This window comes from Sphingobium nicotianae (assembly GCF_018603885.1).
GTDB classification, from domain to species: Bacteria; Pseudomonadota; Alphaproteobacteria; order Sphingomonadales; family Sphingomonadaceae; genus Sphingobium; species Sphingobium nicotianae.
Window position 1 is genome coordinate 189,899 of the sequence record NZ_JAHGAW010000001.1, and the last position, 21,527, is coordinate 211,425.

The 21,527-nt window shown below is 65.6% G+C and carries 24 protein-coding genes and 1 tRNA gene; 16 read left to right on the forward strand and 9 right to left on the reverse strand.

Annotated features, from left to right (window positions below):
• Nucleotides 1-19: 19 nt before the first annotated feature.
• From KK488_RS00965 to KK488_RS01040, 16 genes are all read left to right on the forward strand, one after another.
• Nucleotides 20-886 carry a 5'-nucleotidase, lipoprotein e(P4) family gene (locus KK488_RS00965; protein ID WP_250889964.1) on the forward strand — a complete coding sequence of 289 codons (867 nt, stop codon included), beginning with the start codon at nucleotides 20-22 and terminating at the stop codon, nucleotides 884-886.
• Between the two features lie 115 nt (nucleotides 887-1,001).
• On the forward strand, nucleotides 1,002-1,637 hold the full coding sequence (locus KK488_RS00970; RefSeq protein WP_214621262.1) for a CoA transferase subunit B: 636 nt from the start codon (nucleotides 1,002-1,004) through the stop codon (nucleotides 1,635-1,637).
• A gap of 97 nt (nucleotides 1,638-1,734) precedes the next feature.
• On the forward strand, nucleotides 1,735-2,490 hold the full coding sequence (locus tag KK488_RS00975) for a ferritin-like domain-containing protein (RefSeq protein ID WP_250889965.1): 756 nt from the start codon (nucleotides 1,735-1,737) through the stop codon (nucleotides 2,488-2,490).
• A 47-nt stretch (nucleotides 2,491-2,537) separates the two neighbouring features.
• Entirely contained in the window at nucleotides 2,538-3,866 is a 1,329-nt protein-coding gene (locus KK488_RS00980) for a spinster family MFS transporter (RefSeq protein WP_214621263.1), read from the forward strand.
• A gap of 93 nt (nucleotides 3,867-3,959) precedes the next feature.
• Nucleotides 3,960-5,405 carry a 3-isopropylmalate dehydratase large subunit gene (gene leuC / locus KK488_RS00985; protein WP_214621264.1) on the forward strand — a complete coding sequence of 482 codons (1,446 nt, stop codon included), beginning with the start codon at nucleotides 3,960-3,962 and terminating at the stop codon, nucleotides 5,403-5,405.
• Nucleotides 5,406-5,641: 236 nt separating this feature from the next.
• The gene (gene leuD / locus KK488_RS00990) at nucleotides 5,642-6,235 is read left to right on the forward strand and encodes a 3-isopropylmalate dehydratase small subunit (RefSeq protein ID WP_214621265.1); all 594 of its coding nucleotides are present in this window, start codon (nucleotides 5,642-5,644) and stop codon (nucleotides 6,233-6,235) included.
• A gap of 79 nt (nucleotides 6,236-6,314) precedes the next feature.
• A complete protein-coding gene (locus KK488_RS00995; RefSeq protein ID WP_214621266.1) occupies nucleotides 6,315-6,638 on the forward strand; it encodes a DUF1476 domain-containing protein in 324 nt (107 codons plus the stop codon).
• Between the two features lie 11 nt (nucleotides 6,639-6,649).
• Entirely contained in the window at nucleotides 6,650-6,883 is a 234-nt protein-coding gene (locus tag KK488_RS01000; protein ID WP_214621267.1) for a BolA/IbaG family iron-sulfur metabolism protein, read from the forward strand.
• 55 nt (nucleotides 6,884-6,938) lie between these two features.
• Nucleotides 6,939-7,268, forward strand: coding sequence for a Grx4 family monothiol glutaredoxin (gene grxD, locus KK488_RS01005; RefSeq protein ID WP_214621268.1), 330 nt, complete (start codon nucleotides 6,939-6,941; stop codon nucleotides 7,266-7,268).
• A 396-nt stretch (nucleotides 7,269-7,664) separates the two neighbouring features.
• Complete coding sequence (locus KK488_RS01010; protein ID WP_214621269.1) at nucleotides 7,665-8,033, forward strand: BlaI/MecI/CopY family transcriptional regulator; 369 nt, start codon at nucleotides 7,665-7,667, stop codon at nucleotides 8,031-8,033.
• Nucleotides 8,030-9,724, forward strand: a complete 1,695-nt coding sequence (locus KK488_RS01015) for a M56 family metallopeptidase (protein ID WP_214621270.1) — start codon at nucleotides 8,030-8,032, stop codon at nucleotides 9,722-9,724. Before KK488_RS01010 ends, KK488_RS01015 begins: the two co-directional genes overlap by 4 nt.
• A 41-nt stretch (nucleotides 9,725-9,765) precedes the next feature.
• Complete coding sequence (locus tag KK488_RS01020) at nucleotides 9,766-10,647, forward strand: MBL fold metallo-hydrolase (RefSeq protein ID WP_214621271.1); 882 nt, start codon at nucleotides 9,766-9,768, stop codon at nucleotides 10,645-10,647.
• Between the two features lie 72 nt (nucleotides 10,648-10,719).
• Nucleotides 10,720-11,487 (forward strand): hypothetical protein, encoded by a 768-nt coding sequence (locus KK488_RS01025; RefSeq protein ID WP_214621272.1) that lies wholly within the window; start codon nucleotides 10,720-10,722, stop codon nucleotides 11,485-11,487.
• An 84-nt stretch (nucleotides 11,488-11,571) separates the two neighbouring features.
• Entirely contained in the window at nucleotides 11,572-12,570 is a 999-nt protein-coding gene (gene nadA, locus KK488_RS01030; RefSeq protein ID WP_214621273.1) for a quinolinate synthase NadA, read from the forward strand.
• On the forward strand, nucleotides 12,567-13,427 hold the full coding sequence (gene nadC, locus KK488_RS01035; protein ID WP_214621274.1) for a carboxylating nicotinate-nucleotide diphosphorylase: 861 nt from the start codon (nucleotides 12,567-12,569) through the stop codon (nucleotides 13,425-13,427). The genes nadA and nadC overlap by 4 nt, the downstream gene beginning before the upstream one ends.
• A gap of 60 nt (nucleotides 13,428-13,487) precedes the next feature.
• Nucleotides 13,488-14,237 (forward strand): ribonuclease T2, encoded by a 750-nt coding sequence (locus KK488_RS01040; protein WP_214621275.1) that lies wholly within the window; start codon nucleotides 13,488-13,490, stop codon nucleotides 14,235-14,237.
• Here KK488_RS01040 and KK488_RS01045 read toward each other — a convergent pair.
• From KK488_RS01045 to aroA, 9 genes are all read right to left on the reverse strand, one after another.
• Nucleotides 14,224-14,655 (reverse strand): DUF4112 domain-containing protein, encoded by a 432-nt coding sequence (locus KK488_RS01045; RefSeq protein WP_214621276.1) that lies wholly within the window; start codon nucleotides 14,653-14,655, stop codon nucleotides 14,224-14,226. The genes KK488_RS01040 and KK488_RS01045 overlap by 14 nt on opposite strands.
• A gap of 46 nt (nucleotides 14,656-14,701) precedes the next feature.
• On the reverse strand, nucleotides 14,702-16,186 hold the full coding sequence (locus KK488_RS01050; RefSeq protein WP_214621277.1) for an ABC transporter substrate-binding protein: 1,485 nt from the start codon (nucleotides 16,184-16,186) through the stop codon (nucleotides 14,702-14,704).
• 42 nt (nucleotides 16,187-16,228) lie between these two features.
• Nucleotides 16,229-16,660, reverse strand: a complete 432-nt coding sequence (locus KK488_RS01055) for a DUF488 domain-containing protein (RefSeq protein WP_214621278.1) — start codon at nucleotides 16,658-16,660, stop codon at nucleotides 16,229-16,231.
• Between the two features lie 46 nt (nucleotides 16,661-16,706).
• Nucleotides 16,707-16,792 (reverse strand) — tRNA-Leu (locus tag KK488_RS01060).
• Nucleotides 16,793-16,902: 110 nt separating this feature from the next.
• Nucleotides 16,903-17,184 (reverse strand): HU family DNA-binding protein, encoded by a 282-nt coding sequence (locus tag KK488_RS01065; protein WP_214621279.1) that lies wholly within the window; start codon nucleotides 17,182-17,184, stop codon nucleotides 16,903-16,905.
• 212 nt (nucleotides 17,185-17,396) lie between these two features.
• Nucleotides 17,397-19,106: a 30S ribosomal protein S1 gene (gene rpsA, locus KK488_RS01070; protein ID WP_214621280.1), complete on the reverse strand. Its 1,710-nt coding sequence runs from the start codon at nucleotides 19,104-19,106 to the stop codon at nucleotides 17,397-17,399.
• A gap of 180 nt (nucleotides 19,107-19,286) precedes the next feature.
• Nucleotides 19,287-19,901 (reverse strand): (d)CMP kinase, encoded by a 615-nt coding sequence (locus KK488_RS01075; protein ID WP_214621281.1) that lies wholly within the window; start codon nucleotides 19,899-19,901, stop codon nucleotides 19,287-19,289.
• Nucleotides 19,898-20,143 (reverse strand): CBU_0592 family membrane protein, encoded by a 246-nt coding sequence (locus tag KK488_RS01080; RefSeq protein ID WP_214621282.1) that lies wholly within the window; start codon nucleotides 20,141-20,143, stop codon nucleotides 19,898-19,900. Before KK488_RS01080 ends, KK488_RS01075 begins: the two co-directional genes overlap by 4 nt.
• A complete protein-coding gene (gene aroA / locus KK488_RS01085; protein WP_214621283.1) occupies nucleotides 20,140-21,480 on the reverse strand; it encodes a 3-phosphoshikimate 1-carboxyvinyltransferase in 1,341 nt (446 codons plus the stop codon). The genes KK488_RS01080 and aroA overlap by 4 nt, the downstream gene beginning before the upstream one ends.
• Nucleotides 21,481-21,527: the final 47 nt, after the last annotated feature.

Consider the following 21,527-nt stretch of genomic DNA (forward strand, 5'->3'; position numbering starts at 1 on the left):
TCTTGTCCCAGCAGGAGCAATGGCGCTGGGCGCGCTGGTGGCGGGTTGCACGCCATCGGCGGCGCCGTCGTCCGCGAGCGGCCGTCCTGCTAGCGCGCGCGATGATGTCGGCGCGGAGCGGATCAAGCCGTTCCAGTATCTCTATGGATCCGGCGAGGTCGGCGCGCTCTCGATCCAGGCCTATCATGCGCTGATCGGATATGCCCAGGCTCAGGTCGCCAGGCGGCCGGTCGACAGCGTGGTCTTGGCGGAGAACGCGACCCTGGCGGCGCCGGCTTTCGTGCCATGCGCCGACAAGCCTTTCGCGGCGGTGTTCGACGTCGACGAGACGGTCGTGGCCAATCTCGGCTTCGAGGCGCGCGCCGCGAATGGCGAGGGTTATGACGGCAAGCGGTGGGACCGCTGGGAAAAGACTGGTGGCGACAAGGTCGGGCCGATCCCGGGCGCTGTCACGGCCGTGAAGGCCCTGCGCGCGATGGGCGTCACGGTGATCTTCAACACCAATCGCGCATCGGCCCAGGCCGAAGGCGCCGCTGAAGCGATCCGCCACGCCGGCCTCGGCAGCGCCGTGCATGGCGAGACGCTCTTCCTCAAGGGCGACGACGCGATGGGCTCGAAGAAGGATGGTCGTCGCGCGACGATTGCGGACAGATATTGCGTGATCGCGATGGGCGGCGACCAGCTCGGCGATTTCTCCGATCGATTCAATCAGATCAACGCGACGATGGACCGGCGCGAGGCGGCGATCAGCGGCCGGATCACCAATCTGTGGGGCAATGGCTGGTTCGTCCTGCCGAACCCGGTCTATGGCAGCGGCCTCGACGGCAAGCTCGACGAGATTTTCCCGCCTGAGGTCCGCTGGACCGATCCGGAGGAGGGAAAATGAGCTTCGGCCGTGCCCATGCTTGCGACATCGATGAAGAACTGGCGCTGCAGCGCATCTGGATAGGGATCGACGCGGAGCGATCGAACCCGACCGACCTCGGACAAGGAGTGAATTAATGCCCTGGACTCGCGATGAAATGGCTGCGCGCGCGGCGCGAGAGCTGAAGGACGGCTTCTACGTGAATCTTGGCATCGGCATCCCGACCCTGGTGGCGAACCATATCCCGGCCGGCGTGGAGGTCACGCTGCAGTCCGAGAACGGCATGCTCGGCATCGGGCCGTTCCCCTATGACGACGAGGTCGATCCCGATCTCATCAATGCCGGCAAGCAGACGATCAGCGAGCTGCCGAGCTCGGCCTATTTCAGCTCGGCCGACAGCTTCGCGATGATCCGCGGCGGCCATATCGACCTCACCGTGCTGGGCGCGATGGAAGTCTCCGAGGGCGGCGATATCGCCAACTGGATGATCCCGGGCAAGATGATCAAGGGCATGGGCGGCGCGATGGACCTGGTCGCGGGCGTCAAGAAGATCATCGTGGTGATGGAGCACACGGCCAAGGACGGTAGCCCCAAATTCATCCCGGCCTGCACGCTGCCGTTGACCGGCAAGAATGTCGTCGACATGGTCGTCACGGACCTGTGCGTCTTCGCGCGGCCGGATCATGAGTCGCCGTTCAAGCTGGTCGAGCTGGCGCCCGGCGTCACCGCCGAGGAAGTGGCGAGCAAAACGACCGCGAAATATGTGAGCTGACCCGGCTCGAGGCGACGGTCCGGCGCAGGGGAAGCGCGGCGATCCGGTGCGATCGATCGCGCTCGACCGCGCCTGCGCTCTTGCGCTAATATGGCGCATGGCCGGAACCGCTCTCGTCGCTTTTCCTGCGGTCGCGCTGCTCGGCGCCGGCGGTGTGCTGGCCTATCGACGGGACCTCAAGCAGCGGGTCCGCGATCGCTATCTCGACGTGCTCGCCTCGATCTACGTCTATAACGAGCATCGCGGATATACGAGCCTCGACCGCGTGCTCGAAGCGGTTCGCAAGCGCTGTCCGGACGACCTGGCCTTCATCGCCGCTGTCGAGAAGCACCGGGCCGACGAGCGCAAGCATTATCTCATGTTCAAGCGCTATTATGAACTGGAGGGGCGCATGCCGCTCGCCATCGGGCGGACTTGCGGACATATCGACCATTTCATCAGCATCATGTTCGGCAAGCCCATTGATGCGCTCGATACGGACGCGATCGTGGCCGACGACGCCTTGTTCGAGAAGCTCTGCCGGGTGATCATGCTGACCGAGAAGCGCGGCATGGCGCAGGTAGACATTCTCCTGCGTTCCCCGCTGATCCTGAGCAACACCAAGCTCAAGGCGATCTTCAAGGTCGTCGAGCGCGACGAGCCCAGCCACTGGATGCCCTATGAGGACTGGCTGGCGCGCAATCATCGCCGGCAGCCGCGCTGGTGGGAAAAGCTCGTCGACCTGCGCATCCACCGCGAGCTCATGCTGGTGCGCATCCCCGCGCTATTTCTCAATTGGCGAATGGGCCGCATGACGCGCTGGCCGGATTCCGACGACCGTATTGACCTGTCCCAAACTGGCACAGCGCGCTAAGTCGCGTTGACTTAGTCTGATTTCCTTCCGTCAGGCCTCATTTTCATTTGGCCTCGCCGCGCCGCTCGGGCATCAAAGCGCGAGAAAAGGGGAGGAGACCGATCATCAAGATCACCAAGCAGCGCCCTTGGCTGGCGCTCGTGCTGCTGACCGCGATCGGCGTCGTCGGCTTCATCGACCGTATCATCATGAACGTGCTCGCCGAGCCGCTGCGCCGCGAGTTCGGCCTGAGCGATCTGCAGCTCGGCGTGGTCAACGGGCTCGCTTTCGCATTGCTTAATGTGGTGCTCGGCCTCGTTATCGCGCGCCTCGCCGAGCGCACCCGGCGCATGACCTTGATTTCGATCGGCACGGTGCTGTGGTCGATCGCCACCGCCGCCTGCGGGCTCGCCGGCACTTTCACGCAGCTCCTGCTCGCGCGGGTGAGCGTCGGGGTGGGCGAGGCGGTGGGGCTTTCGTCCACCTATTCGGTCGTATCGGACTATTTCCCGCGTGAGAAGCGGGCGACGATGATGTCCGCGCTCAATCTCGCCCCGCCGATCGGCGCGTTTCTCGGCGCCAGCGGCGGCGCCGTCATTGCGCAGATCTATGGCTGGCGCACAGCGCTGTTCGTCGCCGCCGTTCCTGGTCTGATCCTCGCCATTCTCCTGGCGCTCTTCGTGGCCGAACCGAAGCGTGGCCAGTTCGACGACGCGGCGGGAAGCGACGAGGTGCCGCCCATGGGCACCGTCATCGGCCGCTTCCTCGCCTGGCCGACGATGCGCAACATGCTGGCCGGCGCCACCATTGCGAGCATGGTCGGCTTCGGCCTCAACGCCTTCCTCGCCGCCTATCTCATCCGGCGCTTTGGTTACACGCTTGTCGAGGCGGGCCTCGTTGCGGGGCTGGTCGCCAGCCTGCCCTCGACGCTCAGTATCCTCGGCGCGGGCTGGCTGTCGGATCGTTTCGCGGCGCGGGGCGACCGGCGCGGCTACGCCCTGATGCCGGCGCTCACCCTCCTGATTTCGGCGCCGCTCTATGCCTTCGCGATCACGCGAGATCAGCCGGCGATGATCGTCGCCCTGGTCGGGCTGTGCGGCCTGTTCCAATATACCTATCTGGGGCCGACAGCGGGCACGTTCCAGAACATGCTCAGCGCGCGCATGCGGGCGACGGGCACTGCCTTTACCGGCATGATCTATTCGCTGGTCGGTGGCGGCTTCGGGCCGTTGATCCTCGGCGCGGTGAGCGATCGTTACGCGGCCGCCGGCGTCGCGAGCGGCGTTGCGCTGGGCTTCGCGATGGCGACGCTGTCGCTGCTCTATCTTTGGTCCTCCCTCCACTACTGGCTCGCCTCGCGCAGCATCGAGGCCGATTTCGCGCGGCCGATCGGATAGGCTTTCGAAGTGCGCCCGCCCCCTTGAGGCGACAAAAATCCTTCCTACTTTCTCCTTTCCCCGCCGAACGCTGGGCGCTAGGGAAACCGCGCCATGACAGACAAACCCCGCACATTATACGAGAAGATCTGGGACGCGCACGTCGTCGAGACGCGCGATGACGGGACGGCACTCGTCTATATCGATCGCCACCTCGTCCATGAAGTGACCAGCCCGCAGGCGTTCGAGGGACTGCGCCTCGCCGGTCGTAAGGTGCGCCGGCCCGATCTCACGCTTGCCGTGCCCGATCACAATCTGCCCACCACGCCGCGCCTCGATGCGGAGGGGAAACGCATTCCCATCGCCGATGCCGAAAGTGCCCAGCAGCTCGCCGCGCTGGAACAGAATGTCGAGGAATTCGGCGTCAAATATTTCGACGCGACCTCGGCCGAGCAGGGCATCGTTCATGTCGTCGGCCCGGAACAGGGCTTCACCTTGCCCGGCACGACTTTGGTCTGCGGCGACAGCCACACCGCGGCGCATGGCGCGCTCGGCGCGCTGGCCTTCGGCATCGGCACCAGCGAGGTCGAGCATGTGCTGGCGACCCAGACGCTGCTGCTCAAGCCGTCCAGGACCTTCGCGATCACCGTCGACGGCACGCTCGGCTATGGCGTCACCGCCAAGGACGTCGTGCTGGCGATCATCGGACGCACCGGCACGGCGGGCGGCACTGGTCATGTCGTTGAATATCGCGGCTCGGCCTTCCGCGACATGAGCATCGAGGGCCGCCTCACCGTCGCCAACATGGCGATCGAGGGCGGCGCCCGCTCGGGCCTCTTCGCCCCCGATCAGCTTACCTATGACTATATCAAAGGCCGCCCGATGGCGCCGTCGGGCGAAGCCTGGGACCGCGCGGTCGAATGGTGGAAGACGCTCGTCACCGACGAGGGCGCGCGGTTCGACAAGAGCCTGCGCCTCGATGCGACCGACATCGCGCCCAACGTCACCTGGGGCACCAGCCCGGAGGATGTGATCGCGATTACCGGCAGCGTGCCCGATCCGGAGAGTTTCGAGGATGCCTCCAAGCGCATCGCGGCCGTCAAGTCGCTCGATTATATGGGCCTGCATGCCGGGCAGCGCATGGAGGACGTGACGGTCGAGCATATCTTCATCGGCAGTTGCACCAACAGCCGCATCGAGGATCTGCGCGCCGCCGCCGCCGTGCTGAAAGGCCGCCATGTCGCCGACCGCATCAAGCAGGCGCTGGTCGTTCCCGGCTCTGGCCTGGTCAAGCGCCAGGCCGAAGCGGAAGGGCTCGATCGCATCTTCATCGAGGCCGGCTTCGAATGGCGCGAGCCGGGCTGCTCCATGTGCCTTGGCATGAACCCCGATCGGGTGCCGAGCGGCGAGCGCTGCGCCTCAACCAGCAATCGCAACTTCATGGGACGGCAGGGGCCGGGTGCGCGCACCCATCTCGTCTCGCCGGTCATGGCCGCAGCTGCGGCAATAAAAGGTCGACTTGCCGACGTTCGCGACCTAATGGGGAATGAGCGTGGTTAAGGGGCGCAAATGAAAAAGATTTTCTGGATCCTGGTGCTCGGCGCGGTCGGCAGCGCGGCAATGGCCGTCGGCCTCGGTCATGCCGCTGACGCCAAGCAGGCTGCCAAGCCCCGCTGATTTTCGGCCTGTTCGGTCGAACTTGGCGCTCGGCATCGCGGAGAAGGGCTCTGGCCCTTGACGCGATCAGTTGCATTCGCCACCTGCCGTCCAGCATTTGAACAATCGGACCCGCCCGCATGGAACCCGTCAATCACGTCGAAGGCCGCGCCTATCCGTTCGGCATGAAGAATGTCGACACCGACATCATCATTCCCGCCGAATGGCTCAAGACGATCAGCCGGAATGGCCTCGGCAAGGGCGCGTTCGAGGCGCTGCGCAAGGAACCGGGCAATGTGTTCGATGATCCGCGTTATGCCGGCGCGCCGATCATCGTGGCGGGCGATAATTTCGGCTGCGGTTCAAGCCGGGAGCATGCCGCCTGGGCTTTGATCGACATGGGCGTGAAGGCCGTGATCGCGCCGAGCTTCTCGGACATTTTCTCGGGCAATGCGTTCAAGAACGGCATCCTGACGGTGGTGCTGCCGCAGGAAGCGATCGACCGGCTTGTCGAAGTCGCGACGACCGATCCGATCAGCATCGATCTCGAGCATCAGACGGTGACGACACCGTTCCAGGACCGCTTCAGGTTCGAGATCGACCCGTTCCGCAAGAGCTGCCTGATGGGCGGGCTGGACGAAGTCGGCCTCACCATGGCACGGGGCGATGCCATCGCGACGTTCGAGCGGATGGATGCGCAGCGGCGCCCGTGGCTCGTTCCCGCAGCGGCCTGATTCGTCTGGCGCGTTGCGCTCCACCGGCGCAGTTTCTAAGTAGAACCCAGATTCGCACATTTATAAGGGCCCGTTTGCCATGACTGCATTTGAAGATCGCGAGAAGGCCTTCGAGAACAAGTTCGCCAAGGACCAGGAGCTGGCCTTCCGCATCGCAGCGCGCCGCAACCGGCTGCTCGGCGAATGGGCGGCGTCCTTGATGGGCCTGACCAGCGAAGAGACCGATGCCTACGCCAAGTCCGTCGTTCAGGCCGATTTCGAGGAAGCCGGCGACGAGGATGTCGTCCGCAAGCTGCTTGGCGATCTGGTCTCGGCTGGCATCGACATGGACGAGGGCCGCATCCGCCAGGCGCTGGACGACAAGGCTGTCGAAGCGCGCCGCCAGTTCATGCAGCAGGGCTGAGGGCGCATCCCATGCCCATGGCTGCCGACGAAATCGAGGCGTTGATTCGCGAAGGGATTCCCGACGCGACGGTCGAGATCACCGATCTTGCCGGCGATGGCGATCATTACGCCGCGCACGTGACGGCGGAGAGTTTTCGCGGCATGAGCCGCATTGCCCAGCAGCGCGCGGTCTATGCCGCGCTCGGTGGGCGGATGGGCGGCGTGCTCCATGCCTTGCAACTGACGACAGCCATACCCAAGTGAGGATTTGACCGGAGCGGCGAGGGGCCGCCCCGACTTGTTTGCCGGAGCCGAGCCCATGACCGATCCCGTCCACGCGCGTATCAGCGACATCGTGAACAGCCACGACGTCGTGCTGTTCATGAAGGGCACGCCGCTCTTCCCGCAATGCGGCTTTTCGAGCCGTGCCGTCGCCATTCTGGAGCGCATCGGTGCGCCGTTCGAAAGCGTCGACGTGCTGCAGGATCAGGAGATCCGCCAGGGCATCAAGGGTTATTCCGACTGGCCGACCATCCCGCAGCTTTATGTAAAGGGCGAGTTTCTCGGTGGGTCGGACATCATGATGGAGATGTATGAGGCCGGTGAGCTCAAGCAGCTGTTGAGCGAGCAGGGCGTCATCGCCGCCTGAGTTCTAGCCGATTGCTGGAATCGAACGCGCGTCCGCGAGAGCGGGCGCGTTTTTTTGTTCGTCTGGGCGACATGCATCTGGGCAAAAATATGGGGGATGGAACGAGGAGACCTGTGTTCCATCCCCCTAGGTGCGGGTGTACCTTCTATATCGCAAGGCCTATGCCATTTTTCCAAACCTACGCAAAATCTGGGTTTTTGATAGTTAACGGGCAGCTCGGTTCGTCGCAATTGTAAAATCCCCCGACGGTCCGGTGCCCTGTGCGCCCACATCGCAAGAGCGGGCGACCGCGCCTCCTTCATCATTCATGTTGCGTGCAGCTTCGCGACCTTATTGACTACAAACGTAGTTGTTGACTACATATGTAATCAGTCGAGTCTGAAAGGGAGACAAGACATGGCGGAACGGATCAGTGATGCCGAACATGCCGTGATGGAAGTGCTGTGGCGACGCGCGCCGCTCACCGCCACCGAAGTGAGCAATGCGCTGTCGGGGGATCGGGACTGGAGCCTCCAGACGGTCAAGACCCTGCTCGGCAGATTGCTCGGCAAGAATGTCATCGCGCATGAGGAAGATGGCCGGCGCTATCTCTATCGACCACTGGTCGCACGGGAAGAATATGTCGCGGGCGAATCCCAGCGCCTGGTCGACCGGCTATTTGGCGGCAAGGTGACGCCGCTGGTCGCTCATCTCGCCGAGACCCAGCAATTGTCCGATAAGGATATTGCCGAGATCGAGGCCCTCCTGAAGGCGCTCAAGTCATGATCGCCTGGCTTGTCGAAACCCTGATCGTCACCAGCGTGCTGATGCTGCTGGTGCTCGCCCTGCGCGGTCCCGTGCGCCAGCAATTCGGCGCGAAGGTCGCCTATGCGCTCTGGCTGCTGCCGGCGTTGCGCATGATCATGCCGCCATTGGCGAGCCTCGTGCCCGCCGCGCTGCCCATCGCGCAGGTTGCCCCGGCCTCCGGCGCGCTCTCGCAACTCATCCGCGAACGGGTGGCGCAGTTCGATGCCGCGCCGGCTCTCGCCACCGATGCGGCGCCCGTCCTGTCATGGCCGCTTATCTTCGCGGCCTTGTGGCTCGGCGGCATGCTGGCCTTCGTCCTGTGGCAGACGCTGAGCTATCAGCTTTTCACGCGGAGCATCATCAAGGGCGCGCGGGTTCGCCGCTCTCCGGCCAAAGGCATCAAACTGCTCGCCAGCCCGCGCGTTAAAGGGCCGATGGCCTTCGGGCTCGCGCGCCGGTTCATCGTCTTCCCGCACGACGCGCTGATGCGCTTCGATGTCGAGGAGCATGCCATGGCGCTCACTCATGAGCTGGCGCATCATCGCCGTGGCGACTTGCTCGCCAACGCCTATGCGCTCGTCTTTCTGGCGCTGCACTGGTGCAATCCGATCGCCTGGATCGCGCACCGTGCCTTTCGCGCCGATCAGGAAATGGCCTGCGATGCCGACGTCATCGCCGCCATTCGCGACCAGGGGCTGGGGCACGCTTATGGTCGCGCACTCGTCAAATGCGCGAGCGGAAGGGACTCCCTCGCCATTTGCCACCTCACAACCGTCGATCGTCTGAAACGGAGATTGTTCATGTTGTCCAAGAAAAGTCCCAGTCCGCGCCGTCGCCTTGCCGGTCTCGCTATCGCCGGCACCCTCGTCCTCTCGGGGCTTGCCTTGACCGCGTCGGGGCAAGGCATGGCGGCGCAGGTCGGCCAGAAGGTGAGCCAGGCATTGCCCGAGGGCAGCCATTTCCTCCCGGCGCTTGCTGCCGTGCCGACTGCGTTCGCCGCACAGGACGACGCCCAGCGCGCGACCGACGATGCGCGTGGCCCGGCGGAGATCGCCCGCCATCAGGCCGAGTTGGCGCGCAGAAAGGCCGAGCTGGCGCGGGACAAGGCCGAGCATATGCGTCTCGCCATGCTCGACGACCTTCCGCCGCCGCCTGAGCCGCCAGCGCCACCGGCACCCCCCGCGGCACCCTCGCTCGATCGTGTGTCGCCTCCGCCGCCGCCAGCCCCGCCAGCGCCGCCGGCAATGGCTCACGAGCCGGTCCCGCCCGTCCCTCCGGTACCGCCTGCACCACCGGCCGCCGGCAACCGCATCGTCAAGTATCACTATCTGACGCGGACTGGGGGCAGTGCCGGCATTCCGAGCCGTGCCGAGATCGAGGCGAGCGTGCCGCTGATCGAGGTGAAGGAAGGCACGGGCTGCAAGGGCGCGCGCGAGCTGGTGAATACCAGCGAAAGCACTGTCAGCGTCGACGGCAAGACCCGCAAGCAGATCAGGATATTGGTCTGCGGCAAGGACATCCACCAGGAAGCGCGCGCGCGGGCGCTGCAGGGGCTCCAGGAAGCGCGCAACGACATTGCCGGGGAGCGGGAACTGTCCGAGGCGGCACGCGGCAGGATCATGGCCGATCTGGACCGCCAGATCGCCAGGCTGCGCGCCGGCAGGAACTGATGCCCCCTTGCAATCGGATCGCCGCGTGACACATGGGGAGCATGGCTGAGCCTGCTCCCCAAACGTTCGAGGAAACTGGCGTCGCGATGCGCCTGTCGCCGCTGGTGCGACGCGTGCTCGCGCCCAATCCGTCGCCTTTCACATTCCATGGCACGCAGAGCTATGTTGTGGGGGAGGCGGATGTGGCAGTGATCGATCCCGGCCCGGCTGACGACGATCATCTGGCCGCACTGATGGCAGCGATTGGTGATCGCTCCGTCGCTGCGATCCTCTGCACGCACACGCACCGCGATCATAGCCCGGGCGCGCGTCCGCTGTCTCTTAAGACCGGCGCGCGGGTCATCGGCTGCGCGCCGCTGACGCTCGATGATGACGGTCCGCGCGCCGATGCCGCCTTCGATCCCGATTATATGCCCGATCGCGTGCTGACCGACGGCGAACAGATAGCCGGGCAGGGCTGGACCCTGACGGCGCTGGCGACCCCCGGCCACACCTCCAATCATCTCTGCTTCGCGCTCGAGGAGGAAGGCGCTCTGTTCACCGGCGATCATGTCATGGGCTGGTCGACCAGCGTCGTCTCGCCGCCGGACGGCGATATGACCGACTATCTCGCCTCGCTGGAGCGCCTCGTCAGGCGCGACGACCGCATCTATTATCCTGCGCATGGCGATCCGATCCCCGATCCGCAACGCTTCGCGCGTCACATGCTCGGCCATCGCAGGATGCGCGAAGGGCAGATCAGGCGTTTCCTTGATCGGCAGGGATCCTCCACCATCCCGGAGATGGTGGCGACCATGTATGTCGGCCTCGACCCGAAGCTTCTTGGCGCCGCCGGTCGATCGGTGCTTGCGCATCTGATCGATCTCGACGGACGCGGGCTGGTCGAACAAGCCACCCCGGGGCACTGGGTGCTGGCGAGCTGAATTGGGAGAACGACGCCCTATTTCGCTTGCCGCGTCTTCCATGCTATAGGCGCGGCCGGGCAGGGGGGACAAATGGCAACGATCACATCCGACATGCGCTCCGACATCGATCGCGAGCGCGCCTTTTTCCTGAAGATGGCGCTGGCCATGGCCGCGGTCATCGTGGCGGGCTTCTCCTTCAATCTGGCGGCGGGGCGTTCAAGCTTCTCGGTGTCGCCAATCTATCATATTCATGCCTTCGTCTTCTTCGGATGGCTGACCCTCTATGTGACGCAGAATGTGCTGGTGGTGACCGGGCGGACCGAGCTTCATCGCACGCTCGGATGGCTGGCGCTGGCCTGGATCCCGATGATGATCGGCATGGGCATGGCGCTCACCCTTCACTCGATCCGGACCACGGGCGGGCCTTTCTTTTTCGACACGAACGAATTTTTGTTCGGCAATTCGCTGGGCGTGATCGCCTTTGGCGGCACGGCGATCGCGGCCATCATTCTGCGACGCCGCAGCGACTGGCATCGGCGGCTGATGTGCTGTGCCATGGCGTCCCTGACCGGGCCGGGCTTCGGCCGGCTGCTGCCGATGCCGTTCCTCATTCCCTGGGCCTGGTGGGTCGCCTCGGTCGGCGTTCCGATGATCTTCGCCCTGATCGGCATGCACCGGGACTGGCGACACAGGGGCCGCGTTCATCCCGCCTGGCTCTGGGCTGTGGGAGGGCTGGTCGCAAGCCAGGTCGTGGCGGACCTCGTCGCATATAGTCCCGCCGGCATCGCCATCACCCACAGCGTGGTCGCGGGAACGCCGGGCGCCGCGCGAACGGACATGCGCGCGCATTTTCCCTGACGATCGCTTGGGCCTGCGCGCTTAAAGGTTGATCACGGGGCAACTCGGGGCCATCTCCGCGCCAGCCACCCAGGAGATTCGGCAATGGACGCACGCAACGGCATCGGCGGAAGCCTGCAGGGTCTGGACCTGTTCGCCGAGATCAACCGGCTGCGCAAGGAGCGCAACGCCGTCATCCTCGCGCATTATTACCAGAAGCCGCAGATTCAGGATCTGGCGGACTTCGTCGGCGATTCGCTGGAGCTCTCGCGCAAGGCAGCGGAGACCGACGCCGACGTGATCGCCTTCTGCGGTGTGCGCTTCATGGCCGAGACGGCGAAGATCCTGAGCCCTGAGAAGATCGTGGTGCTGCCGGACATGGACGCCGGCTGCTCCCTTGAGGACAGCTGCCCGCCGCACCAGTTCAAGGCGTTCCGCGACGCCCATCCCGATCACATCGCGCTGAGCTACATCAATTGCTCCGCCGAGGTGAAGGCGCTGAGCGACATCATCGTCACCAGCTCGTCGGCCGAGACGATCATCAGCCAGATTCCGCCCGAGCAGAAGATCATCTTCGGGCCGGACAAGCATCTGGGCGGTTATCTCGCGCGCAAGTTCAATCGTGACCTGCTGCTCTGGCCGGGCGTCTGCATCGTCCACGAGGCGTTCAGCGAGACCGAGCTGCTGAAGCTCAAGGCCCAGCACCCCGACGCGCCGATCGCCGCGCATCCCGAATGCCCGCCCTACATCGTCGATCATGCCGATTATGTCGGCTCGACAAGCGGCATCCTGCAATATGCCAAGACGATGCCCGGGGACACTTTGATCGTCGCGACCGAGCCGCACATCATCCACCAGATGGAGAAGGCGGTGCCGGAGAAGAGCTTCATCGGCGCGCCGGGTGCGGACGGCAACTGCAACTGCAACGTCTGCCCTTATATGGCGATGAACACGATGGAGAAGCTTTACCTCGCGCTGCGAGACCTCACGCCGCGCATCGAGATGGACGAGACGCTGCGCCTCGCCGCGCACAAGAGCCTGCAGCGCATGCTCGACATGGCGAGCGGCACGGTCGGCAAGGGCGATGTCGGGGCGCGGCCTTGAGCTTCGCGCTCCCCGGCTTCGACCTCGCGGTCTTCGTCGCATCCACTCTGGCCGAGGATCTCGGCGGGCCTCTGGGGGCGGGCGGACACGATGTCACATCCGAGAGCGTGATACCGGCGGATGCGCTGTTCACGGGCGTGATGGACAGCCGGGATGCCGTGACCGTCGCCGGCCTGCCGATCGCGGAAGCCTTCTTCCGGACGCTCGACGCCGACGTCGAGATCGAGATATTGGTCGCGGAAGGTGAACAGGTGCCGGCGGCCACCGATCTTATGCGCCTGCGCGGCAAGGCACGCGCGCTGCTCACGGCTGAGCGCTCGGCGCTCAACACCGTCCAGCACCTGACCGGGATCGCCACGCTCACCCGCGCCTATGTCGATAGGATCGCGGGGACCGGTGCTACTCTGCTTGACACGCGCAAAACGATCCCGGGCCTGCGCGTGCTCGACAAATATGCGACGCGCATGGGCGGCGCGCAGAACCATCGCATGGGCCTGTGGGATGCGGCGATGATCAAGGACAATCACATCGCCGTCGCCGGATCGATCGGCCAGGCGGTCGGCGCCGCCAAGGCGGCCGGCATCGTCCGGATCATCGTCGAGGTCGACCGGATCGACCAGATCGAGCCTGCCATCGCGGGCGGTGCGACACATTTGCTGCTCGACAACATGCCGCCCGAGATCCTGCGCGGCGCGGTCACGCTGGTCGGCAAGCGCGTGCCGACCGAGGCATCGGGCGGTATCAGGCTGGAGAATATCCGCGAGGTGGCCGAGACGGGGGTTGATTATATCAGCGTCGGGCGCCTCACGCAGTCCGCGCCGGCGGCGGACATCGGGCTCGACTTCGCCAATGTGTGAGGGTGCGATTCTGCCACCCAGCCGCTGCTCCTGCGAGGGCCGGAGCCCCTCACGGTGAGGATGGTCCGTTGGGCCTTGGGCTCAGGCCTGCGCCGAAGAAACGGTCTTTTTCTCGCCTTGCTCGCCGCCGCGCCGGCCCATGCGCAGATCACCGCCTGCGCGCTGCCGAGCCCGTTCCCCACACCCAAGCTCGTCGAGCCCAGCGCTGACGATCCCAGGCGTCTCCTCCCGATCGCGGCCTATACGCTGGCGCTGAGCTGGTCGCCGCAATATTGCGCGCGGCCGGGCGTCAGCGATGAATATCAGTGCGACACGAAGGGCAACCGTTTCGGTTTCGTCCTGCATGGCCTGTGGCCCGACGGCCCGGGCCGAGACTGGCCCCAATATTGCCGGCCGGCGCAACGCCTCTCGAGGGCGCTTCTGCGCCGGAACCTGTGCATGACGCCGTCCGTGAACCTGCTGCAGCATGAATGGGCGGTCCATGGCACGTGCGTGACGCGGTCGCCCGAGCGCTATTTTGCGCAGGGACGGGCACTCTTCAGCCGCGTTCGCTATCCCGATATGATGCCGCTGGCACGCGACGAGGGTCTGACCGTCGAGCGTTTCAGCCGCGCCTTTCTCGACGCCAACCGGCAAAGCCTCCCGGGGCTTTCGCCGCGCGCCGTCCGTGTCCGCCTGAGCCGCGACGGTTATCTGAGCGAGGTGTGGCTCTGTCTGGATCGCCGGCTGCGCTTCGGAGCCTGTCTCGCCAGCCAGGACGGCGGGGCAAAACCCGATCAGCGCATGCAGGTCCGTCTCAGCGCTCGATAATCGCCGTCTGTGGATGATGCTTGTCGAGATGCCTGCGGATGATCCGCAAATTCTTGCTGTTCGACCGGAAGACGAGATCGAAGGCATCGCCGACGAAGGGAATCGCACCGATCGCGGTGTCGATCCCCACATTCGCGCCCATCCGCCAGAGCTGCCACTTCGGCATGCCGAGGTTGCGCGCTTCCCAGACGATCCACGCGCCCATCGCCGCCGAAATCAGATCGCCGAGCACGGGGACGACGCCAAGAATCGCATCGAGGCCGACGCGGAAGCGCGTGCCCGGCACGGTCAGCGCATTTTCGAGGAGATGCTCCATCACCTCGATCCGCTGGCGGATCGCGCGCGGATCGCGGCCGAGACCGGGAAGGGCATCGAACTGCGCCATCACGTCGTCTAAGCGGGAAGTCGGTCTGGCCATTGGAGCAATCGGTCCTTTTCCGGGCGGACCCTTCCGCCAGGACCATCTAATTGGGGACGATAATGAGCCGGTTCAATGGATGGATGCCACGCGGCGACGCCTGAAAGCCGCTCAGCCGCTTGCCGGCCAGTGCCCAGCGGATCGGCGCGCCGAGCGGAATATAGCCGACATAAGCGACGATCTTCTGCTCCGCTTCGCCAAGCAAGCGGCTTTGCTCCGCTTCGTCATGTGCGCCGCGCGCCGAGGCCAGCAGCTTCGAGGCGGCAGGATCGCACAGGCTTTTCGCCGCACAATCGAGACGGCTCAAATACCAGAGCGCGCTGTCGAATGGCGCCACCTCGTCGATCAGGCGCAGGTCTGCCGGCGCATCGATCGGCACCCGATCGACGCGGACACCGATCTGGCTGAAGTCGCGCGCGAGACGAACGAACAACAGGCTGGCCCCGGCGCCTTCGGGCAGGGCGATGCGCAGCACCGGCGGATCGCCCTGCGACGCCGTCCAGCGGGCCACGATCTGCCGTGCGCTGGCGATCCGGTCCGCCATGGGCTGCCCCGACCAGGCCGGTACGCTCGGCGGCCGGTCGAGTTCCAGCGGCGCGGGCAGAGGCGTGTCCGCCGTGTGCCAACCCTGAAGGCCAAGCGCTGCGGCAAAGGCCGCGCGATCGACGACGCGCGAGAGCGCGTCCCGGATTGTGATGTCCTGCAGAAAATCCGAAGAGCCGGTGAACGCAAGGCCCAGCAGGCCGGATACCGGATCAACCCGCAGATCGCCGAATGTCAGGCCCGCCGCCGGCACCAGACGCAAATGCTGGAAACGGCCGCCCAGCACCAGGTCGGTCTGCCCCGCCTTGAAGCGAACGATTGCCAATGCCCCCCGGTTCACCTCCAGCAGCCGCTGCTCGACGGACTTGGGCTCGCGTGCCTCCTCCCCCTCAAGCTGGCTGCCGGAGATCGGTTTCAGTGCGATTAGGCCCGCCTTGCCGGATGACAGATAGGGACCGGTTCCGCCGGCACGGGACAGGATGCCGAATTGCGGCTGCGCCAGCAGCTGCAGGAACGCGGGCAGAGCGACATCGAGCCGGATCTCGATCACGCGATCGGTCATCGCGCGTACCTCAGGCTTCAGGCCGGCCAATGAAAGCGGGTTGGCGCGCATCCGTTCACGCAGCAGACGGGCGACCTCCTCGGCCTTGACCAGCTCGCCATCCGGCCAATGCAGCCGCTTCAGGCGGAAGATATAGCTCTGGCCGCCATCCTCGACGATCCAGCTCTCGGCCAGTGCATCGACGATCTCGCCTCTGCCGTCGTAGCTGAGCAGACCCTGCGCCACCGCCCCGAGCACCACCTTTGCAGCCGGGGCATTGCTGTCGCGCAAGGGCGAGGCGGCCTGCTCGGCGTGGCCGATGACGTCGACCTTCACCGGGCTGTCGTTTGGCTGGACGTCGCAGGCCGCTGCCCCCAGCAGCCCAGCCAATGCGAGGCTACGCCATGCCCGGCCCGCCTTCGGTCTTCCGCTCGTCCTCGCTCGCATGCCAAGCGGTCTAGGATGTGCGCCGATGATCGGCAATGGCTCTCAGGCGAAGAGATGGACGACCTGCGCCTCGGGCATCACCGCCTCGATCAGCAGCGAGCGGTGGCAGCCGCCCGGCTCCCGCTCGAAGCAGAGCAGGGCGGTCGGCGCTTCCCGGGCGCAATCGATGAGCTGCGCGGCCTGGACCATCGCCTCGGGCAAGTCGAGCTGTCCCGCATACACCTCCGCCAACCTGGCATGATTGCCCTTGCGCGCCGCTTCGCGGCCTTCCGGCGGTGTGCCCAGCGCCTTGTAGCCGATATAATCGATGCCCGCCTCGCGCAGGCTGGCGGCCAGGACATTCTTGGAGAAGCCGGGGCGGCGGGAGAGGGGGACCGCACGGACATCGGCCACGCGGCGCACGCCCGCGTCCGTCAGCGCGGCGATGAAATCCGCCTGCGTCGCTCCCTCATAACCGATGGTGTAGATCTTCATTGCGCTGATATGGGGGCCGTCCGGTCGATGCCAATGTCTGGCGGCGTGGTGCGGACGGCGGGACTCGAACCCGCACTCTCAGGGAGAAGCAGATTTTAAGTCTGCTGCGTCTACCGATTTCGCCACGTCCGCACGGGGCGCCGCCGGCACGATATCCGCCAGCCAGGGGGCCATGCCATGCCGGGCAGTCCGGTTCCAGAGCCTTTGGCGAGGCGTCCCCCCGAACGCCTCGCCGCAGCACATCAACCGGCGTTCAGGCGAACGCGCATTTCCTTGCCCGGCTTGAAGTGCGGCACCCGCTTGGGCGGCACCACCACGGCCGATCCGGTGCGCGGATTGCGCCCGGTGCGGCCTTCCCGCGAGCGCGTCGTGAATGCGCCGAAACCGCGCAATTCCACGCGCCCGCCTTCCGCCAGACGCCCACCGATCGAATCGAACACGATATCGACGATGCGGTCGACCTCCTGAAGGCTGAGGTCTGGATGAAGCACTGCCAGTTTCTGCACGAGCTGCGAACGAATCATCTCTGCAATCTTTCCGATTTGGCCGAAGCCTGCCCCTTGGAGTCAGCGGTAGTGCTCTGATTCCCCCGAATTTTACACAACCGTGACAAATGCGATTTGCCACAGGCGAAGGCCAAAGCAAGCGGAATCGCGAGAGAACGGGCATAATGAAAAGGGCCGGTCGATCCAGGATCGACCGGCCCCTCAGTTTCTCCGGCAAATGCCGGTCGAAATCAGTTCTTGGCCTTGAGCGCTTCGCCCAGGATGTCGCCCAGCGACGCGCCGCTGTCGGACGAACCATACTGTGCCACGGCCTGCTTCTCTTCGGCGATCTGGAGCGCCTTGACCGAGAAGTTCGGCTTCTTGGAACGGTCGAAACCGATCACCATCGCGTCGAACTTCTGGCCGACCTGGAAGCGGTCCGGACGCTGTTCGTCGCGGTCGCGGCCAAGGTCGCTGCGCTTGATGAAGCCGGTGACGCCGTCGTCGCCCGCCTGGACCTCCAGGCCGCCGTCGCGCACTTCAAGCACGGTGACGGTAACCGTCTCGTTCTTGTTGACGCCGGCACCACCCGAGCGACCCACGGAGCCGGCAGCCGGCGCGCCCTTCTCGAGCTGCTTCATGCCGAGGCTGATGCGCTCCTTCTCGACATCGACGTCGAGCACGATGGCCTTCACCATCTCGCCCTTGCGATGCAGGTTGAGCGCGTCCTCGCCCGAAATGCCCCAGGCGATGTCGGACATGTGGACCATGCCGTCGACGTCGCCGTCCAGGCCGATGAACAGACCGAACTCGGTGGCGTTCTTGACTTCGCCCTCGACGACCGAACCGACCGGGTGACGCTCGGCGAAGCTATCCCACGGATTGGAGATCGCCTGCTTGAGGCCTAGGCTGATGCGACGCTTCTCGGCATCCACCTCGAGCACGATGACGTCGACTTCCTGCGAGGTCGAGACGATCTTGCCGGGATGGACGTTCTTCTTGGTCCAGCTCATCTCGGATACGTGGACCAGACCCTCGATGCCCGGCTCCAGCTCGACGAAGGCACCATATTCGGTGATGTTCGTGACGCGGCCCGAAAGCTTCGCGCCGACCGGATACTTGGCGGCGGCGCCTTCCCACGGATCGCTCTCGAGCTGCTTCATGCCGAGGCTGATGCGCTGCGTGTCGCGGTTGATGCGGATGATCTGGACACGGACGGTGTCGCCGATGTTGATCATCTCGCTCGGGTGGTTGATGCGCTTGTAGCTGAGGTCGGTGACGTGCAGCAGGCCATCGATGCCGCCCAGGTCGACGAACGCACCATAATCGGTGATGTTCTTGACCACGCCGTCGATGATCTGACCCTCGGCCAGCGTCTGGATGAGGCCGCTGCGCTGCTCGGCGCGGGTCTCTTCCAGGATGGCGCGGCGCGACACCACGATGTTGCCGCGGCGGCGATCCATCTTGAGGATCTGGAAGGGCTGCGGAATGTCCATGAGCGGCGTGACGTCGCGCACGGGGCGGATGTCGACCTGCGAGCCGGGCAGGAAGGCCACGGCGCCGTCGAGATCGACGGTAAAGCCGCCCTTGACGCGGCCGAAGATGACGCCCTCGACACGGGCATTCTCGGTGAACTCGGATTCGAGCTTGTCCCAGGCGGCTTCGCGGCGGGCGCGATCGCGCGACAGCATGGCCTCGCCATTGCTGTTCTCGACGCGGTCGACATAGACCTCGACTTCGTCACCGACATTGAGCTCGGCCTTCATGCCGGGAGCGGCGAATTCGCGCAGGGCGACGCGGCCCTCGCTCTTCAGGCCGACGTCGATGACGACCATGTCGTTCTCGATCGCGGTGACGGTGCCCTTGACCACGCGGCCTTCGAAGCCGCCGTCCGCACCACCAAGAGATTCGTTGAGAAGCGCGGCAAAATCATCGCGCGTGGGGTTTGCCGTAGAGGCCATAAAAGATCGTTCCTTCAAGTCGTTGCTGGCCAACCGGTTGTCTCCGGTGGTCTTTGGCCAAACTGCCCGGACGGCCGGATGCCGCACGAGCGTCCGTCACGCGAGAGGGCTAATGAGATGCGCTTTGCTGGAAAGCAAAATGGGCGCTCCGCATCGCGAAGCGCCTCGGCCGGACCGGTTCTAGCGGTCTTTCAGGCGGGCATCCACCAGCGCAATCGCGCTCTGAACGGCCGCGCCTATACTCAAATCGCTCGTATCAAGCAAGTCCGCATCCGTCGCCTGCATGAGCGGCGCATCGGCGCGGCCCATGTCACGCGCATCGCGCGCCTCGATATCGGCGGCGATCGCCTCCAGCGTCGTGCCGGGGAGCTCGGCATGACGACGCTGCGCGCGCACGGCGACGCTCGCGGTGACGTAGAGCTTGGCGTCCGCATGCGGCGCGATGACGGTTCCGATGTCGCGCCCGTCGAGCACCGCGCCGCCGGGCTGATCGGCGAAGGCGCGCTGGCGATCGAGCAAGGCGGCGCGGACGCCGGGATGGCGCGAGACGCGGCTCGCCAGCGGGCCCGCCTCTTCCGAGCGCAGCGCGGGATCGTCGAGCAGGCTGTCCGGAAAGGCACAGGCGCGCTCGGCATCCTGCGGATCGTCCGGGTCGCCGCCGGCTAGCGCCACGCTGACGCCCACGGCGCGATAGAGCAGGCCCGTGTCCAGCAGCGGCAGATGATAATGCGCGGCCAGCGCGCGCGCGATCGTGCCCTTGCCGGAGGCCGCCGGCCCATCGACCGCGATGATCATGCGCGTTTCCGCCAGGCCGTTATCAGGCCGAACAGGGCGATCATCGCCCAGACGATCTCCAGCGCCATGGAGGCCATGTTGAAATGAACGGTGAGCGATGCGATCAGCATGAGCGCCCCGACGAGGTTCAGCAGGTTGAACAGGCGGAAGTTCATCTGCCGGGCGATGTTCGAGTAGCCATAGGCGATGACCATCAGGGCGCTGCCGAGCAGGCCGACAATGTTGGGGAGGTCGATGGTCATGCGCCGCCCTTGAGGCTGGCCATCATGTCCACGAAACCGGGAAAGCTCGTCGCCACCGGGCTCATGTCGTCGATGATCAGGCCACCGCGCGTGTTGAGGCCGGCAATGGCGAAGCTCATCGCGATCCGGTGGTCCAGCTCGGCCGCGATCGTTGGCGGGCTGTTACCGCCGCCGAGCGGGTCGCCGCCACGACCGGTGATGACGAGGCCATCCTCAAGCTCTTCGACCGAGACGCCGATGCGCGCGAGGCCCCTGGCCATGAGCGCGAGGCGGTCCGACTCCTTGACGCGCAACTCGTCGAGCCCGCTGGTCCGCGTCACCCCTTGCGCGCAGGCCGCCGCGACGAAGAAGATCGGGAATTCGTCGATCATGCTCGGCGCGACGTCGGCGGGCACGTCAATGCCGGTCAGCACGCTGTGCCGCGCGACCAGATCGGCGACCGGTTCGCCGCCCACCTCGCGTGCATTGGTGATGGTCAGGTCCGCGCCCATCGCCTGGAGCATCCGGAAGAGGCCGGTGCGAGTCGGGTTCATGCCGACATTGGTCACGGTCACCTCCGATCCGGGCGTGATCAGCGCGGCGACGATCGGGAACGCGGCGGAGGAGGGATCGCCGGGGACGGTCAGTGTCTGCGGCTTCAGGTCCGCTTCGCCGCGGATGGAGATGATCCGCGTGCCGTCCGCCTCGGTCTCCACCGTCAGCTCCGCGCCGAAGCCCTTCAGCATGCGCTCGCTATGATCGCGCGTGGGGATCGGCTCGATCACGCGGGTGATGCCCGGCGCATTGAGGCCGGCCAGCAGCACGGCCGACTTCACCTGCGCGGAGGCGACCGGCAGGCGATATTCGATCGGCACGGCCGGCACGAGCCCGCGCATCGTGAGCGGCAGGCGCCCGCCCGGCGCAGTCATGAACGCCGCGCCCATCAGGCCCAGCGGCGTTGTGACCCGGCCCATCGGCCGCTTGCTGAGCGACGCGTCGCCGACAAAGGTCGCGGTGACGGCATGGCTGGCGAGCAGTCCCATCAGCAGGCGGGTCGAGGTGCCGCTATTGCCCATGTCGAGCGCCGTGCCGGGCTGGACCAGCGATCCGACGCCGACGCCGTGGATATGCCAGATGCCGTCGTCCGTGCGCTCGATGCTGGCGCCGAGCGCGCGCATGGCCGCCGCCGTAGCCAGCACATCCTCGCCTTCGAGCAGGCCGGAGACCCGGCTTTCGCCGACCGCGAGCGCGGACAGCATCAGCGATCGATGGGAAATGCTCTTGTCGCCCGGCACGCTCACCGTGCCGCGCAAGGGGGCGCCAGGCTCGAAGAGCATGTTGCGCGCAATGTCAGTCATGGGCTTGCGGTCCGGAAATTGAATCACCACGTCAGCGAACAGGCGCA